Annotated in this window: 13 protein-coding genes; 9 read left to right on the plus strand and 4 right to left on the minus strand. The window is 67.7% G+C overall.

Going from position 1 to position 16,558, the window contains the following annotated elements; translation table 11 throughout:
• The first annotated feature begins 39 nt into the window (after positions 1–39).
• From CIK77_RS13825 to CIK77_RS13835, 3 genes are all read left to right on the plus strand, one after another.
• Positions 40–1,089 (plus strand): lipoate--protein ligase family protein, encoded by a 1,050-nt coding sequence (locus CIK77_RS13825; RefSeq protein WP_087054744.1) that lies wholly within the window; start codon positions 40–42, stop codon positions 1,087–1,089.
• 60 nt (positions 1,090–1,149) lie between these two features.
• Complete coding sequence (locus CIK77_RS13830) at positions 1,150–1,902, plus strand: YwaF family protein (protein ID WP_249268568.1); 753 nt, start codon at positions 1,150–1,152, stop codon at positions 1,900–1,902.
• A gap of 83 nt (positions 1,903–1,985) precedes the next feature.
• On the plus strand, positions 1,986–3,146 hold the full coding sequence (locus CIK77_RS13835) for an AI-2E family transporter (protein ID WP_087054745.1): 1,161 nt from the start codon (positions 1,986–1,988) through the stop codon (positions 3,144–3,146).
• 59 nt (positions 3,147–3,205) lie between these two features.
• Here the strand turns inward: CIK77_RS13835 and CIK77_RS13840 are convergent, their stop codons facing one another.
• The 4 genes from CIK77_RS13840 to CIK77_RS13855 form a co-directional block, all read right to left on the minus strand.
• The gene (locus CIK77_RS13840) at positions 3,206–4,696 is read right to left on the minus strand and encodes a PucR family transcriptional regulator (protein ID WP_087055048.1); all 1,491 of its coding nucleotides are present in this window, start codon (positions 4,694–4,696) and stop codon (positions 3,206–3,208) included.
• Positions 4,697–4,848: 152 nt separating this feature from the next.
• Positions 4,849–5,415, minus strand: a complete 567-nt coding sequence (locus CIK77_RS13845) for a hypothetical protein (RefSeq protein WP_087054746.1) — start codon at positions 5,413–5,415, stop codon at positions 4,849–4,851.
• Positions 5,412–6,212 (minus strand): hypothetical protein, encoded by an 801-nt coding sequence (locus tag CIK77_RS13850; protein WP_087054747.1) that lies wholly within the window; start codon positions 6,210–6,212, stop codon positions 5,412–5,414. The genes CIK77_RS13845 and CIK77_RS13850 overlap by 4 nt, the downstream gene beginning before the upstream one ends.
• 157 nt (positions 6,213–6,369) lie before the next feature.
• Positions 6,370–7,398, minus strand: coding sequence for a LacI family DNA-binding transcriptional regulator (locus tag CIK77_RS13855; protein WP_087054748.1), 1,029 nt, complete (start codon positions 7,396–7,398; stop codon positions 6,370–6,372).
• A gap of 325 nt (positions 7,399–7,723) precedes the next feature.
• Here CIK77_RS13855 and CIK77_RS13860 point away from each other — a divergent pair, with 325 nt between their 5' ends.
• The 6 genes from CIK77_RS13860 to CIK77_RS13885 all read left to right on the plus strand — a co-directional run bounded on the left by CIK77_RS13860 (position 7,724) and on the right by CIK77_RS13885 (position 16,426).
• Positions 7,724–11,590, plus strand: a complete 3,867-nt coding sequence (locus tag CIK77_RS13860; RefSeq protein WP_249268569.1) for a PQQ-dependent sugar dehydrogenase — start codon at positions 7,724–7,726, stop codon at positions 11,588–11,590.
• Between the two features lie 117 nt (positions 11,591–11,707).
• Positions 11,708–12,931 carry an amino acid ABC transporter substrate-binding protein gene (locus tag CIK77_RS13865; protein WP_212647478.1) on the plus strand — a complete coding sequence of 408 codons (1,224 nt, stop codon included), beginning with the start codon at positions 11,708–11,710 and terminating at the stop codon, positions 12,929–12,931.
• A gap of 3 nt (positions 12,932–12,934) precedes the next feature.
• Positions 12,935–13,819, plus strand: a complete 885-nt coding sequence (locus tag CIK77_RS13870; protein ID WP_087054749.1) for a branched-chain amino acid ABC transporter permease — start codon at positions 12,935–12,937, stop codon at positions 13,817–13,819.
• A 16-nt stretch (positions 13,820–13,835) separates the two neighbouring features.
• Entirely contained in the window at positions 13,836–14,954 is a 1,119-nt protein-coding gene (locus CIK77_RS13875) for a branched-chain amino acid ABC transporter permease (protein ID WP_258861479.1), read from the plus strand.
• Positions 14,947–15,702, plus strand: coding sequence for an ABC transporter ATP-binding protein (locus CIK77_RS13880; RefSeq protein ID WP_249268571.1), 756 nt, complete (start codon positions 14,947–14,949; stop codon positions 15,700–15,702). The genes CIK77_RS13875 and CIK77_RS13880 overlap by 8 nt, the downstream gene beginning before the upstream one ends.
• Entirely contained in the window at positions 15,692–16,426 is a 735-nt protein-coding gene (locus tag CIK77_RS13885; protein ID WP_249268572.1) for an ABC transporter ATP-binding protein, read from the plus strand. Before CIK77_RS13880 ends, CIK77_RS13885 begins: the two co-directional genes overlap by 11 nt.
• The last annotated feature ends 132 nt before the right edge of the window (positions 16,427–16,558 follow it).

The following is a 16,558-nucleotide window of genomic DNA, read 5'->3' on the forward strand; positions in this document are numbered from 1 at the left end:
GTCGCGCCCCAGTCCAGGCGACGCGCGTAATCTGGAGGCATGCACGGCGAATTCAAGGTGCCAGGCGGCAAGCTCGTCGTCGTCGACCTCGACGTAACTGACGGCAGGATCGCGGACTTCCACCTCGCGGGCGACTTCTTCCTCGAGCCCGACGACGCACTGCTCGACATCAACGCCGCGGTCAACGGCCTGCCGGAGACCGCCGACGTGGCGCAGATCGCCGGGGCGGTGCGAGCCGCACTCCCCGAAGACGTGCAGATGCTCGGCTTCACGCCCGAGTCGGTCGGCACCGCCGTGCGCCGTGCACTCGTGACGGCAGCCGGATGGCGGGACTTCGATTGGGAAGTCGTCGATGACCCCGCAGTCTCCCCGATGATGAATCTCGCCCTCGACGAAGTGCTCACCGAGCGGGTCGGCGACGGACGCCGGAACCCGACGCTGCGCATCTGGGAATGGGACGAATCGGCCGTCGTGATCGGCTCGTTCCAGTCGTATCGCAACGAGGTCGATCCGGATGGCGCCGCCGGGCACGGCTTCCAGGTGGTGCGGCGCATCTCGGGCGGCGGGGCGATGATGATGGGCGCCGAGCAGATCATCACCTACTCGCTCTACGTGCCGTCGTCGTTGGTCGCCGGGCTCACCTTCGCCGACTCGTATGCGTTCCTCGACGACTGGGTGCTGCAGGCGCTGCACTCCGTCGGCATCGAGGCGAGCTACCAGGGGCTCAACGACATCACCAGCCCACAGGGCAAGATCGGCGGTGCTGCGCAGAAGCGGCTCGCGAACGGCGGCGTACTGCATCACGCGACCCTCAGCTACGACATCGACGGGCAGGTGATGACCGAGGTGCTCCGGATCGGCCGAGAGAAGCTCAGCGACAAGGGCACGACGTCTGCGGCGAAGCGGGTGGACCCCATCCGGAGCCAGACCGGCATGCCGCGCAGGGCCATCCTGGACGAATTCATGAAGACCTTCCGCTCGTACACGGGAGCCGTCGACGGCTCCATAACCGCCGAGGAATACGCCGCGGCGGAAGAACTGGTCGGCACCAAGTTCTCCACGGAGCGCTGGCTGCACCGCGTCCCGTGACCGGGGCGGCGGGCCCGCGCCGTCGCCGCGAGACCCCCCACCACCCGATACACTCACGGCGTGAACGTGGGTGAGGCGATGCCCCAGTACGGGGCGCAGCACATTGTGAGTCTGGTGGTGATCGCGCTCGCGGCGATCCTGGTGGTGTGGTTGGCGCGGATCGCGCGCGATGAGAACAGGGTCGATCGCGCGCTGCGGACGGCGGGGTGGGCGCTGCTGATCGTCTCCGCACTGTGGAGCGTCTACTGGCTGCTGCCCGTGCATTTCGACATCGCACAGTCGCTGCCTCTGCATTTCTCAGACGCGATGCGGTACCTCGCCGCCATCGCGCTGATCACGCGGTCCGGATGGTCGATCGCGGTGCTGTACTTCTGGGGTCTCACCCTCAATCTGCAGTCGATCATCACGCCCGACCTGAACTACCTGCAGATGCCGCTTCTCGAGTTCGTCATGTACTGGCTTCTGCACGGCACGGTGCTCGTCGTGCCGATTCTGCTCGCCTGGGGTCTGCGCACCACACCCACGTGGCGCGGCTACGGTCTCGGGTTCGCCGCGACGGCCGCGTGGGCCGGCGCGGCGTTCCTCATCAACGCGGCGATCGGCACGAACTACGCCTATATGAACGGCCCGCCCGCCGGCACATCGATTCTCGACCTGCTGGGGCCGTGGCCGATCTACATCGCGTGGGAAGCAGTGCTGGTCGCAGGCGTGTGGGCGCTGATCACCTGGCCATGGCAGGGCAGGCGCCGTCGTGACCGGTCGTATCCCGTCGGGCGCGGCAGGTTCGTCCGTCGTATTCCGTTCGCCGCATAGTCGGTGCCGACGGTTCCGGATGTCGAGCAGATGCCCAGCGCGACACGCGTGCGTTCGTCCGAGGTCCAGGGCATGATTGACGCATGTTCCGTAAGAAGCGACTGGCACCTCCCGCGCCGACGCGACCGGTGTCGGCCACGCCCAGCCGTGCCGGGGCCGCATGGTCCGACGGCTTGGGGATCCTGGCGATCCGATCCGTGCAGATCATCGCGGTCGTGCTCCTCCTCGGCGGGGCGATCTGGGGGCTGCGCTCCCTGACGATCGTGGTCATCCCCGTGCTGCTGGCGATCGTGTTCGCCGCGGCGTTCGAGCCGGTGATGCGCCTGCTGCGGCGGGTGATGCCTTCAGCGCTGGCGACGGTGATCGTGCTGCTCGGGGTCGTGGGCGTGATCGGCGGCGTCGTCTGGCTGATGGTGCGGGCCGTCATCGCAGAGTGGCCGAAGCTCTACGAGAGCGCCGAGGCCGGTATCACGCAGATCATCGACTGGGTCGAGCATCTTCCCTTCGACATCGACACGGCGCAGATTCAGGAGTGGTGGCAGACCGCGCAGGACTTCGTGCTCAGCTCGCAGTTCGGCTCCGCCCTCGGCAGCGGCGCGATCGCAGGCGTCAGCGCCGTGGCGACCTTCCTGACCGGACTCGTGCTGATGGTCGTGATCCTGTTCTTCTTCCTCAAGGACGGCCCGCAGATCTGGCAGTTCGCCATCCGCCCGTTCGAGGGTGAGTGGTACGGCCGGATGCAGCGGGTCGGCACCAAGGCCGTCAGCACGATCGGCGCGTACGTGCGCGGAACGGCCGCCGTCGCCGCCGTCGACGCGATCGGCATCGGCGTCGGGCTATGGATCCTGGGGGTGCCGCTGTGGTTCCCGCTGATGCTCGTGGTGTTCCTGCTGGCGTTCATCCCGATTGTGGGCGCCACGCTCGCCGGCGTGCTCGGCGCGCTGGTGGCGCTGGTCGACGGCGGGATCGTGCAGGCACTCATCGTCGTGGCGATCGTGGTCGCGGTCAACCAGCTTGAGGGCAACTTCCTGCAGCCGTTCCTGATGGGCAAGGCACTGAAGCTGCACGCACTGGCGATCCTGATCGCGCTGACGATCGGCACCGTGACCGCCGGCATCCTCGGCGCCATCCTCGCTGTGCCGATCGCTGCCGTGATCTGGGGCGTCATCCAGGTCTGGGACGGCCCGAATCAGCCGGCGAAGTGGGCCATGAGGAAGAAGCGCACCGCGGGCGCGGAGGCATAGCGCCCGCGCCCAGCTGCCGAGATGCGCCGGTTCAGACGCCGGGACGTCGAAAAGGTGCGCTACTCGCGAGCTGTGCGCAACGCGGCCCACAGCTCGGCGCGTGCGGGGAAGGTCGACAGGTCGGCGCCGAGCAGCGCCGAAGCCTCTGCAACCCGCGAGCGCAGCGTGTGGCGATGGATGCCGAGCGCGCGGGCGGCCTGCTCGAGCCGTGCGTCGTGCTCCAGCCACACCCGCAGCGATCGCTCGAGGCCGTCGTGCGCGCGCAATGGTGCCAGCTGCGACTGTGCGATCAGACGGGCGTCGTCCGTTGCGAGCGCTGAGAGCACGCTGTCGGCCACGGCGTCGGCATGGTGCACGGCGCCAGGGCTGGTTCCGCGGCGCAGTGAGGCCAGCGCCTGCGCGTGCGCGCGGGAGAACGACGCGTACGGTCCGGGTTCCGAGACACCGATCCGGATGTCGAGCCGGGTGGCGATCTCGTGGAGCGCGCCTGCCTCTTCCGCGGTGACACACATCACCATGCCCTCGTCGGACGCGGCCGTGAACACCGCGGTGTCGCGCTCGGTGCGCCGACGATCCCACCACTCCTCGAGCGCATCGGCCGCTGCACCCTGCTCCGCGACTGCGACCACCATCGGCTCGCGCGGCAGCGAGCCGAGCACGCGCCGTGCGAGCGTCGGATCGTCCAGCAGCAGGGAGGCGAGCACCTGCGTGTGCAGCCGCCGCTGGCTTTCGGTGACCTGTTCGCTCTGCTCGAGGGAGAGTCCTGCCATGGCGATCACCGACGTGACGACCGCGCGCGCCTCGGCGTCGAGCGACGCGGTTGCGATCGCGATGACTCCGCGAGGGTGTCCGCTGCGCCCCAGCGTGAACAGGGAGAACTCGTGCTCGTCGATGGCGAGTGAATCGCCGGCCTGACTGCCGCGCGAGATCAGTTGGGCGGCACGCTCCGCCATGGCTGCTCCGGCTGCGCCGTCGATCCCGTCCCGCGGGTGCTCGTGCACGAGCGCGCCTGTGGCGTCGAACATGCCGACCCAGTGGTGCAGGCGCTTGGCGAGCTCGGAGATCGTCGACTCCAGGCCGCGCGGCCGGAGCGCGGCGACGGCCAGGGCGCGCTGCGCGCCCAGCGCCCAGGTGCGACGGGCGTACGCCTGGTCCGCGATCGCCTCGGCGTGCGCGCGGGCGATCGCGATGAAGGGGGTGTCGTACGGCACCTCGAACAGCGGAATTCCTGCCTTCGCGCACGCCGCGACGAGGTCATCCGGAATGCCTGAGCGGTGCACCTCGGTGCCGAAGCCGAGCCCGACCACACCCCGGTCGTGCAGCCTGGCGACGTACGCGGCCGTGTCATCCGGCTCGTCGGTGAACTGCGTTCCCGTTGTCAGCAGCACCAGGTCATCGGCGAGGAAAGGGGTCGGGTCCACCAGATCAGAGGAGTGCACCCAGCGCAGCGGCCTCACGAGCGCGCCGTCGCGCATCGCCCGCTCGTCGGAGACAAGATGGAGCCCGAGATCGCGCCTGTGCAACAACGCGCCCAGGGTCGATTCCTGCATCTCGATGTCCCTTTCGCGTCGCGCCGCGCTGCGCGACACCGGTCGATCGGCGGAACGCGACCCCGTCGCACGTCGGCTGTACGCCGCGGCGAATCCGTCGGAACAAATATACAGCTGGGCGATGGTGTGCGGTGCTGCTCTGTGCTCGCCGCTCAGTCTCCGACTGGTTCGCCCGCCGAGTCGAGCGAGGCGCGGGTGTCGAGCACGTACGCCTGCGGGTGGTCGGGCAGATAGCGCACGACGGGCTGGTCGGCGAAGGCAAGAGACGTGTCGTCGGGGTAGGACGGCGGCGTGAAGAAGCTGTGCGGCAGCGTGTAGGCGGTGCCGTCCTCTGCCGTGAACCGTACGTAGTCGTGGTCGACCTGCTCCGCGGTCACCTGCACGCCGTGCTCGTAGATGTAGCCGGCCGTCACCGGCCCGAAGATCAGGCTGGCCAGCCCGATCGCCCCGCTTGAGAGCACGACGAGTGCGACGATGCGGAAGAACCAGCGGCGCAGCAGACCGAGAACGTCGGGGCGCGACGGGCCGTCGTCCGCCGGCGCCAGGCCCCGTTCGACTCGCAGCTGACGCAGGCGATCGCCGGGGCCGGATGCGCCGCCCGACCGGAAGGCCAGCATGAGCAGTCCGAACGACGAGAAGGCAGCGATGAAGACCGAGGCGTAGCCGAAAGTCGCGGGGAAGTTGGCCAGCCAGATGAGGGTGTCGAGAAAAGCGTTCATCGTGTGGGCTCCTCGCGCATTATCGTCATGGCGACCTTGTCCGGACGGCCCGGCTCCCACATTGCGAACACGGGCGAACCGACCTGCACGCGGTCGAGCGCCTCGGGGCGCAGGAACACGGTCGTCTCGACTTCCCGTTGAGCCTGTCCGTTGTCCGGGGTGACGAGAAGGGCCAGGTCGAGTTCGACGTTCCCCTCCCGATGCGTTCCGGTCGGGCGCACGCGCAGCACGTTGGCCGGATGGGCGATGCCGCGCGTGCGCGCTCCGACCAGGTCCGGTCGGATGAGGCCCTTGGCGACGCGCCAGTCAAGGATCGCGGTCCGCACCTCCGGCGCCTCCGAGTCGGCGATGTCGACAGCGTCGGTGTGCGCGGGGTCGTAGCGCACCGGCAGCACGCTGCCCGGCTGAGCGGCGACGGCGGACATGGCGTCCAGCAGTCCGCGGTGCACGCTCACGAACGACGCGCCGTCGGCCGGCGACACCTGCAGGTACACGTCGTACTGCGGCACATCGTTCACGGTCAGGCCGGTGCGCCTGGTCTCGATGATCTCACCGATCGCAATGCGAGTGCGCGACGAGCGTCGCGCGCGGGAGCGGGGCGGGAACGCATCGGCGAGGCTCATACCGATCGTGCTGATGCCCCAGAACACGCCCACTACGATGATGCCGGTCTCTCGGTCGGAGAGGAACGGCAGCAGCGACTCCGATTGGTCGACGCCGAAGAGCCCTTCGCACACCCAGATCGCGACCATCGCGCTGAGTGCGAGCCAGACCACCCGCAGAATCCACCTGAGCATGAGCCCCTCCTCCGGTCCGATGAGAGCTTATGGCGTTCCGAACGGGCTCTCGGTCACAGGAACGGTGCTTCGGAACGTATGCCCATGAACCCCGCGAAAGCGGCGATCGGGGGCGAGACCGTTGTGGCGGCCGTGCCGGACAGTCGGGTGACTGCGCTCAGCGCGGCGGCGTGGAATCGCGGATCGCGAGCGACAGCGGCAGCGGAGCAGGCGGTGTCCACTCGGCGGCGACGACGGCACGAACGGCGGCCTCACCGAGCAGCTCGAGCGGAGCGTTGACGGACGTGAGCGTGGGAGTGACGTCGCTGGCGAAGGGAATGCTGCCGAAACCGGCGACGGCGATGTCGTCGCCGATTCCACGGCCGGCGTCGCGGATGGCCGACATGGCGCCGATCGCGACGACGTCGGTGATGGCGAACACCACGGTGCCGGGAAGCACACCGTCTTCGAGCGCTGCCGACATGGCGTGATATCCCTCGGCGCGGCTGAATCCGGTGCGCAGCACGCGGGGCGCATTGCCGCCGGCGGTGCCGAAGCCTTCGGAGAAGCCGGCCAGACGGTCGTCACTGGTGACGAGTCCGTCAGCCGCGGCGAGGGCGATCGCGTCACGATAGCCGCGCTGCGCGAGCGCGCGACCGAGCTCGAGCGCTCCGCCGCGATCGTCGATGGCGACCGTGCGGGCGTTCGCCGTCCCCGCAGGTGCTCCGATCGACACGATCGTGCCCCCTGCGGACTCGACGTCGTGCAGCATCGCCGTGAGTACGGCGCTGTCGGTGTGGCTGGAACGCGACGCGGCCAGGACGATGCCGCGGGGCCGCTGACCGCGCAGGTTGCGGACCAGGCGTGCTTCGCGCTCGGTCGCGCGCTCGGTGATGCCGATCGTGAGCACGAGGTTCTCGTCGTCGGCGGCGTGCGCGACGCCTGAGGCGATGCGGGAGAAGTAGGGGTCGGCGATGTCGGCGACGAGCAGGGCGATCGTCGCAGAGGTGCCGCGCGCTGTGGCCTGGGCCGAGAGGTTGGCGGAGTAGCCGAGTCGATCTGCAACGGCTTCGACGCGCTCCCGGTAGGCACCGGCGACGTTGCGGGTGGAGCCGTTGAGCACGCGCGATGCGGTGGCGAGCGACACTCCCGCTTCGCGGGCGACGTCCTGCAGCGTCGTCGCACGAGGTGCCGGGGCGTCTGACATGCCAGTCAGGGTATCGCGAAGTGTGCGAAGCCACCGTCTCGTCGAACATCTCGCCGGCGCGGTGCGCGCCCCCGGGCAGCCCGGGTGCGCGCCCCGCGCCCGGGCTGCCGAGATGCGCACCTTGCGTCGAGATGCGCCGTTTCGGACGCTCGGATGTCGCAAACGTGCGCATTTCGCGAGCAGAGCAGGGGCGGAGCGGCGGGAAGAATCGCACGTCTCGCCTGATGGGCACTGTGGGTAATCGCTTTCCGAAAGGGGCTAGCGCTTTGCTTGGATAGCGCTTACCCTGAACGTGCTTGATCATTCCAAAGGCGGAAGGAACAGCATGTCTCAGTTGGTGCGCAGGAACGTTCTTCGGGGCGCGACGGCCGTGGCCGCAGCAGTGGCCATGGCGGTCGTCGGGTCGGTCAGCCCGGCAGCGGCCGAGGAATCGGAGTTCACAGAACATCTCACCTTCGAGTCCTACGCGCGGGAAGCGCTCGGGGGACAGGACGGGTGGACCACCGATGGCGCCGCAGAAGTCGTTGCGGGGCCGTTGAACGGCAACAACCAGGTGCTCGAGATGACCGGAGGATCCCATCGCGCTTCGCGAGCGATCCCGGAGATCGCCGATGAGGACACCGGCACGCTGTTCTTCCGTTTCTATCGCTCGGGCGGCGTGGACACGTCGTTCGGCATCACCGACGTCGACCAGCCCACCACGTACACCGACAGCAGGGCGTACGTGAACAACCAGAACAGCGACACGATGCTCGCCCGCGACGGCGGCGCATTCACGCCCGTCGGAACCTGGTCGGAGAACGCATGGCAGTGCGTCTGGATCGTGGCCGACAACGCGTCCGATGAGATCGCGGTCTACAGCCACGGCGGAGCCTACGAAGAGCAGACTCGCCTTCCGGACGGCGCCACCGAAGAGTTCGGGTTCCGAGAGAACGTCTCAGGCAGTCTCGACCGATTCTTCTGGATCAACGGATCCAGCAGCAACGGGACGCTCATGCTCGACGACGTCGCCGTCGACAACACGGGCGAGAACCTCGCCAACCCCACAGGGAACCCCGCAGACTGCGCCTTCACGGGCGAGGTGGATCAGCCGCTGCAGAACCCGCTGCCGGACCCTCGACAGTCCACGCTGGGCATCGAGGTCGAAGAGCTCGCACAGCTCCCCGAGTCGCACACCACACCGGAGACCGGGGATTCCCGCCTCATTCGGCACAATCGCATCACGCACCTCGACGAGGTGCCCGACGACTCGGGCCGGCTGATGGTGCCGGACATGAACGACATCCTCTACCTGGTCGACAAGGACACCGGGGATCACGTTCCCTACCTGAACGTGCGTGACCGCTTCATCGACAACTTCCACAACCACGCGGGTTTGGGCACGGGTCTCGGCTTCGCCGAGTTCCATCCGGAGTTCGCCGAGAACGGCATCTTCTACACGGTGCACACCGAGGCGGGCAGCGCCCTGACCGAGGACGAGCCGGACTTCCCCGAGTACGGAACCACCGGCTACCACAGCGTGCTCACGGAGTGGACCGCTTCCGACCCGTCGGCGGAGACCTTCGAGGGCACCAGCCGCGAGGTGATGCGGTTCCCCTTCGCCGGCCGCGTGCACACGGTGCAGCAGATCGCGTTCAACCCCACGGTCGATCAGGACGACGCCGACTACGGCAACCTGTACATCCTCGTCGGCGATGGCGGCAACGGCGTCGGCAACGACAACCCACAGGATCCGTCGACCCCGCACGGCACGATCATGCGGGTCGACCCGCTCGGCTCCGACAGCGAGAACGGTCAGTACGGCGTTCCCGACGACAATCCGTTCCTCGACGAGCCAGGCGCGCTGCCGGAGATCTACGCGGTGGGGATGCGCGACCCGCACCGGATCAGCTGGGACAGCGCCGGCGAGCACCAGATGTACCTCGGGCACATCGGCGAATGGCAGGTGGAGTCGATCTACGAGGTCGAAGCAGGCGACAACTTCGGCTGGTCCGAGCGGGAGGGGTCGTTCCTCGCCGACAACCGGCAGATCTTCCCGCTCCCCGAAGGTGACGATGAGCTCGGGTACACCTACCCGGTGGCCGCATACGACCACAACCGCGACCCCGGCCAGACCGGTGACGCGGGGGTGGCCACCAACGGCGGCTTCGTCTACCGCGGCGGCATCGAGGAGCTGCAGGGGAAGTACCTGTTCACCGACCTCGTCCGCGGCTGGGTGCTCGCCACCGATCACGACGACATGGTGCGAAACGACGGCGATGTCGACGACCTCGCCGAGATCTCCGAGCTGCGCGTCTTCGCCGACGGCGAGGAGACGACGTTCCAGGAGCTCGTCGGCGACAACCGAGTCGACCTGCGGTTCGGCTCGGATGCCGACGGTGAGCTGTACCTGATCGCCAAAGCGAACGGCACGATCTGGAAGGTCACAGGGGCGCAGACGGTCAGCGCGCAGTCGCCGATCGTGCTGCCGGAGCTGGCGGACCGTGTCGTGGCGCACTACGACTTCGACCACCCGGCCGAGGGCGCGGACACGTTCGAAGCCGACCAGGGCACATCAGGCACCGATATCGAGCTGGTCAACGGCGGCACCGAGATGCGCGTCGCCGATGCGGCGTATCCCGGCGCAGGTGAGGCGTTGCAGACGCAGCAGATGAGCCCGGATGAGCCGTCGAACGACGACTGGAAGGCCGGTGTGCACAATCCGGATGGCGTGGAGTCGCTCTCCGGTCTGGCCGGGCTCGATTCCACGTCGGTGATGGGCTGGTTCAAACCGACCGGCCTGCACCCCGCGCTGAACTCGAACACAGAAGACCCGGATGACCGCTACAACGCGATCGGCCTGGCCGGTGTGCTCACGGGCACCTCGGACGGGCACGCGGTGCGCGCGCTGCTGGAGGTCATCCAGGTCGACGGCGAACTCAAGATCGTCGCACTGGCCCGGCGCGTCGACGGCGAAGCCTCCTGGACTTACGCGGCTGACCTGCCGTGGGACGAGATCCTGGTGCGCGGCGAATGGGCTCACCTGGCCGCCAGCTTCGACTTCGCCGAAGGTGAGATGCAGCTGTTCCTGAACGGCGAGGAGCTCGAAGGCGACTACACCCGCGCGGACAACCCGTGGGGCGAAGGGTCAACCTCGCCGAGCGTTCCGGCCGGAATCAAGATCGGCGGGAGCTTCCCGCAGAACACCAGGGAGGCCAACCCCTTCACAGGGCGAATGGACGACCTGATGTTCCTCGACACGGCGCTCACCTCCGAGCAGGTGGCGGCCCAGTACGACATGTTCGACGTGCAGCCTCCCGCCGAGCCGACGATCCCCGGATGCTCCTTCGACGAGGAGCTCACCGATCTGATGGCTGGCGAGAACTGGCAGCCGCGGACCCCGGAGCTGTGGGAGTTCCCGGGTGACGAGATCATCCTGGCCGAGCCAGGCAGCAACCCGGACGACGGCATCCGCCGTCCGTTCGAGTACGCACTGCTCGACCACGAGCCGTTCGGCTCGGTGCAGATGGAGGCGGACGTTCGCCTCGATGCCCCCGCCACGGTGAACAACCGCGACATCATTCTGGTGTTCGGGCACCAGTCGGACACCGAGTACTACTACGCTCACCTCTCGCAGGACAACACGATCTACGCGCACAACGGCATCTTCAAGGTCGACGGCGCCGACCGGGAGCGCATCGACGACCAGTACGACGGCAGCGTGGGAGCGCCGCCGGCGGTCACCGATGAGGAATGGCACAACGTGCGACTCGTCCACTGTGCCGAGACCGGCGAGATCGCCGTCTGGGTGGACGGACTGGACCGACCGCTGCTCACGGCGACGGACACCTCGTTCGCCGAGGGCCGGGTCGGATTCGGATCCTTCGACAACACTGGACGGATGAGAGACCTGACGGTGTCGACGCCGGCGGACGAGCCGGACGGTCCGGCCCTGGCGCTCAGCGACGAGTCGGTCAGAGCGCATTCCTCCGTGACGGTCACAGGGGCAGGCTTCGAACCAGGGGAGCACGTGTTCCTGCGGATCGACGGGCAGCCGGGCGTCGCCGCTCGCGTCTTCGCCGACGACGACGGTGGATTCGAGGTGGAGATGCGGATCCGCCCGAACACCTCACCCGGCGAGCACGAGGTTGTGGCCACCGGGCGAAGCTCGGGTGCGGAGGCCCGCGCGACACTGGAGGTGCTGCCACGGTAGAGCAGGCACCCGCATCGCGGCGACGGACGAATCGAGGATCGTCGCCTCAGCACCGAACCGCACGCGGCGCCGCACGGCGCACGTGAGCACAGTTCCCACATCAATGAGGAGGATGGGATGTCGAAGAGGAGAGTTGTCGGGCCTGCGGCCGTGACGGCCGTCGCAGCCATGGCGCTCGTCGCCTGCAGCGGAGGCGGCGGAGGAAACGGCGGCGATGCCGCGGATGATCCGATCACGGTCGGCATATCGTTGCCGCTGACCGGAGACTTCGCCGAGCCGGGCAAGGGCGTGCAGGCGGGGTATGAAACGTGGGCGAAGGTGGTCAACGACGGCGGCGGCCTGCTGGGGCGCGAAGTGGAGCTGAAGATCCTGGATGACGCGTCGGATGCCGACCGCGTGGTGCAGGACTATGAGGCGCTGATCGCTCAGGACCAGGTGGATCTCGTTGTCGGTCCCTTCTCCACCCGCCTGGTCGTGCCAGCCTCCCGCGTTGCGAACGAGTACGGAATGCTGTTCGTGGAGCCCGCGGCTGCGGCGGCGGAGGTGTTCGAGAACGGCTTCGACAACATCTTCTACGCAGCTCCCGCCATCGCACCAGACCACTACAACCACCTGGTTGAGTACATCTTGGCGCTGCCGGAGGACGAGCGCCCGCAGACGATGGGCGTCGCGGCGATGGACGACCCGTTCGCGCAGGGGACCGCATACGGCTTGCGCGATCAGCTCGAAGAGGCCGGCGTGGAGGTGGTGGTGGATGAGGTCTATCCGCCCAACCACACCGACTTCTCCGGCGTCGCCGCGGCGATCGCCGATGCCGATCCGGATCTGATCGTCGGCGGCTCGCAGTACCAGGACGGTGTGAACCTGATTCTGGCGCTGCAGCAGCTGAACTACCAGCCCCGGATGGTGGCCTTCTCCGGAGCTCCGACGAACGCGGAGTTCAGTGAGGCGATCGGCGGCAGCGTGGACGGGATCCTCGCGCCGACCGGCTACGACAACACCGCGCCGTGGCCGTCGAACGCGGAGTTCGTCGAGGCGCATGAGGAGCTGCACGGTGAGGCGCCTCAGGAGGACGAGGCCAACGCGTACACGGCTGGTCAGGTGGTAGCCGCTGCGGTGGAGGAGATCGGCTGCGCCGAGCAGGGCGAGTGCCAGCAGCAGCTGATCGACTACCTGCACGGCGCCACGGTCGACACCGTCGTCGGTCCGCTCGCCTGGGATGACGCGGGCAGGCCAGACGGGGCGCACCTGATCCTGCAGTACGTGGACGGCGAGATCACCACGGTGCTGCCGGAGGATGTGGCGGAGACCGAGCTCGTGCACCCGAAGCCGAAGTGGTGACTGGTGACCGGCGCCCTTCTCTTCCAAAGTCTGATTCTGGGCATCCTGCTGGGAGGGCTTTACGCCCTCCTGGCAGCGGGCCTCACGCTCTACTTCGGGGTCATGCGCGTGGTGATGCTCGCCCATGCGGCGTTCGTCATGCTCGCGGCGTACATCGCGTGGTTCTTCACGACTCGGACCGGGTTGGATCCGATGCTCTCGCTGGTGATCAGCGTGCCGTTGTTCTTCCTGCTCGGGTATGCGATTCAGCGGTGGCTCATCTCACGGCTGAAGCCGGCGACGATGACGATGATGTCGGTGCTGATCACCTTCGCTCTCGCGCTGCTCATCGAGGGCGGCCTCGGGATGGCGTTCACCGGCACCCAGCGCCGGCTCGATCTGTCGTACGGCACCTCGAGCCTGAACCTGTTCGGTGCGTCGATTCCCATCGTGCAGATCATCTCGTTCGGGCTCGCCGCGCTGAGCCTGGCCAGCCTCTACCTGCTGATGAAGAAATCGAAGTTCGGGCAGGCGCTGCGAGCCACGATTCAGCATCCGGAAGCGGCCCGCCTGGTGGGCATCGACACCGGTAAGGTCGCGGGTCTCGGCTTCGGGCTCGGCCTGGCCACCGCCGCTGTGGGCGGCGTGGCGATGTCGTTGCAGTACACGATCTTTCCGTCTCTGCACTGGCACTGGATCGGCCCGCTGATGGCGATCATCGTGGTGGGCGGGCTCGGGTCGATACCCGGTGCGGCCATCGCCGCGATGCTGCTCGGCATCATCCGGGTCATGCTCGAGATTCCGCTCGGCCCCACGTGGGCCCAGACCATCTTCTACGTCGCGCTGTTCGTCACTCTGATGGTTCGGCCGCAAGGATTCTTTGGAGGTCGTCTTGCGCAACGCTTCTGATACCGGATCCCCCGCCGTGACGTCGCGACTGGCGTTCCTGACCGGCAACGGCACCAGCAGGTGGCGCCCGCTCGTCGCGATCGCCGTCGTCATCGCGATTCTCGCGCTGTGGCCGCTGGTCGCACCGAATCCGTACATGCTCAGTGTGGGCGTGATCGTGCTGTACCACGCGGTTCTGGCGACGTCGTGGAACGTGATGGGCGGCTTCACCGGATACATCTCCATCGGGCACGCGGCCTTCTTCGGGGTCGGGGCCTACGGCACCGGACTGTTGGTCATCCACACCGGGATGAACTTCCTGCTCGCGACGCTGATCGCCGCGATCGGCACCGCGATTCTGACCATCCCCGTCGGGATGGCGGCGCTGCGGGTGCGCGGCGCCTCGTTCGTGATCGTGACGATCGCGCTCGTGCTGGTGCTGCTGCTCGTCTTCCAGAGCATGGGATCGGTGACCGGCGGGTCGGATGGCCTCGTCGTGCCGCGTCCGTTCCCTGACCTGCTGCGGCCGCAGCACCACCAGGTCTTCTTCTTCCTGTTCCTCGGCCTGCTGACGCTGTGCCTGCTGGTGTGGACGTTCATCGACAGGTCGCGGTTCGGTGCGGCGCTGAAGTCGGTGCGCGAAGACGAGGACAAGGCCGAATCGCTCGGGTCGCCGACTGCGGCGCTGAAACTGACGGCGTTCGTGATCTCCGCCACGCTCACCGCGATCTGCGGCGGCTTCTACGCCGTCTGGTTCGGAGACCTCGATCCGGTGTTCCAGTTCGACATCGTGCTCTGCTCCACCATCGTGCTGATGGCGCTGTTCGGCGGCAACCGGTACCTGTTCGGACCGCTGCTGGGCGCGATCGTGGTCAGCGGCGCGGAGGAGTACTTCGTGCTGAACTTCGGCGACACCCAGTTCCACCTCATCGCACTCGGTCTGCTGCTGGCGATCGTGGTCCTGTTCCTGCCGGACGGCGTGCTCACCGGAATCGCGCAGCTCATCGCGCGGCTGCGACCGCAGGCGGCGTCGATCAGCGAGCTCTCTGCAGGGGAGCTGGCGGATCAGCGTGCAGGACGAGACCCGGATGCTCCAGAAGACGGCAGCGATGCAACCGACGCACGCGACGCGACGAAAGGGACGCCCCGTGAGTGACACGCTCGCTGATACTCCCGTCATCCTCCAGACCCGTGATCTGCGCAAGTCGTTCGGCGGTGTGCACGCCGTCGACGGCGCCACCACGACCTTCTACGAGGGCAAGATCAACGGTCTGATCGGTCCGAACGGTTCGGGCAAGACGACGTTCTTCAACTGCGTCACCGGCATGATCCGCCCCGATTCCGGCACGATCACGATGCACGGCCGCAACGTCACAGGCTGGGCGCCGCACCGCATCGCCAGGGCAGGGCTCGGGCGCAGCTTCCAGCTGTGCCGGGTCTTCCCTCGGATGACGGTGCTGGAGAACATGCTGGCGGCGGTGCAGCCTGGGTCGCTGCGCGAGTACATCGGCAACGCTCATCATCGCCGCACGGTCGGGCGGGCCAGGGCCATGCTCGAACGCGTGGGGATCGACCATCTGGAGAACTCCGAGGCCCGCGACATCTCGTACGGCCAGCAGAAGCTGCTCGAACTCGGCTCCACGCTGATGACCGATCCGCCGTTCGTGATGCTGGACGAACCGGCGGGAGGCGTGAACCCGTCGCTGATCGAACGCATCGCAACGCTGGTGCGCGAACTCAACGCCGAGGGGACGACGTTCCTGATCGTGGAGCACAACATGGAGCTGATCATGAGCCTGTGCGATCAGATCGTGGTCTTCGACCGGGGCGCGCAGATCGCCGCCGGAACCCCGGATGTGGTCCAGTCCGATCCGAAGGTCTTGGAGGCATACCTTGGCGTCTGACGTTGTACTCGAGCTGTCCGATATCGAAGCCGGATACGGCAAAGCCGCGCTCGTGCTGCGCGGACTGTCGGTGAAGGTGCGCCGCAAGGAGGTGGTCTGCCTCGTCGGTCCGAACGGTGCGGGCAAGTCGACTGTGCTGAAGGTGGCCAGCGGCATGCTGAAGCCTCGCTCAGGGAAGGTGCTGCTGGGTGGCGAAGACGTCACAGGTCGGGGGCCGCAGAAGCTCCTGCGCGGAGGCCTCTCGCACGTGCTGCAGGGTCACTCGGTGTTCAAGGAGATGACCGTCGAGGAGAACATCCGTCTCGGCGGCTACGCGCTGTCGGACCAGTCGGCCATCGCGGAGCGGATCGACTTCGTGCGGACCGTGTTCCCCGTGGTGGCTGAGCAGTGGAAGCAGAGCGCCGGGGCGCTCTCGGGCGGCCAGCAGAAGCAGGTGGAGTTCGCGCGGGCGATGATCGTGCAGCCGGACGTGGTGCTGCTGGACGAACCGTCCATGGGGCTGGACCCCAAGCGCACGGCCACGATCTTCGAAGAGGTCGACCGCATGCGTCAGAACGGTGTGGCGGTGCTGATCGTGGAGCAGAACGCACGCCGCGCCCTGCAGATGGCGGATGTCGGCTGCGTGCTCGACCTGGGCCGCGTGTTCGCCACAGGTCCGGCATCCGAGCTCCTCGCCGATCCCAAGCTCAGCGAGCTCTACCTCGGCGGCCGCCCCGCGTCCTGACCCCGCTGCCGAGATGCGCACCTTTCGTCGAGATGCGCCGTTTTTGACACCCGGATGTCGAAAACGTGCGCATCTCGCGAGCGGTTCGTGGCGGTCGGTCCGTCCCCGATCATCGGGGTCGCCACCGCCAGG

The sequence above is a fragment of the Microbacterium sp. JB110 genome (assembly GCF_003335195.1).
GTDB lineage: Bacteria > Actinomycetota > Actinomycetes > Actinomycetales > Microbacteriaceae > Microbacterium.